This is a genomic window from Bacillus sp. P4_D3, assembly GCF_056401855.1.
On record NZ_JBFUIN010001016.1, the window covers coordinates 1 to 944 of the forward strand.

Sequence of the window (944 nt, forward strand, 5' to 3'; positions counted from 1 at the left end):
AGTTACCTCTCTATTGTTTCACTATTCCGATAAAAATACAATGCTTTTGAACAATAAGAAAAGTTCCTATATGAAAGGATAGGTTCTTTTCTTATATTAATCCCCTTTCAATGCCTTTAATGGCAAAGAGGTTACATATCCAATATACGAGCATAATTCTTTAAAAAAGAAAGGGATTTCTGTATCTAACGTTTTATACGCTGACGTTGGAGTTGGTGATGCATACGCTTCAATTTTAAGATGTTTTGCAATTTTCATCGCACGTTTCATATGAAGTGGATCACTCACGATCGTATATGTGTGTATTCCGTTCTCTATTCCAACTTGCTTTGCATTCTTTAAATTCTCTTCTGTGAAAAGAGATTTTGTTTCAATTAAAATATCCTCATCTTTTACACCATGTTTCAGTGCATACACTCTAGCAGTACGCGCTTCCTCAAGCTCTGCCTCAAACTTTGTACCACCTGTGAAAATAATCTTTTTAATATTACCGTTCTTATATAAAGAAATTGCATGATTAATTCTTTCTTTAAATACAGGAGATGGTTTTCCGTTCCATGAAGCTGCTCCCAGCACAATGCCAGCATCTGTCTTCACACCATCATCTGTTTTAAAGCGATAACTCCAAATATCGTAAGCTGCATAACTTACATATAAAATAATAGAACAAATCATAAGCAAGAATACTTGCAAGATTCTTCTTTTCTTACTTTTCTTATTTTCTTTCATTTATAACTGCCTCCGTACATCATCCATACTTCTATATAAAAACGTATATATCAAATCATTTTGTTTGAATTTGTTTAAAAGAAGGAATTTTTCTTGTCATATATATTCATTAAAGGGTTTTCATTTAAAATTGAGGATTATCAATTCATTTTTCGTTTGCGGTTTCATTACATTTGTATAATTTATAAGTTTATTACCATACAACTACATTGTAA

General features: G+C 31.2%; 1 protein-coding gene. It reads right to left on the minus strand.

Annotated elements, in window-relative coordinates:
• Positions 1 to 96: 96 nt before the first annotated feature.
• A complete protein-coding gene (locus AC1DTM_RS28835; protein ID WP_002161257.1) occupies positions 97 to 729 on the minus strand; it encodes a YdcF family protein in 633 nt (210 codons plus the stop codon).
• Between the last annotated feature and the right edge of the window lie 215 nt (positions 730 to 944).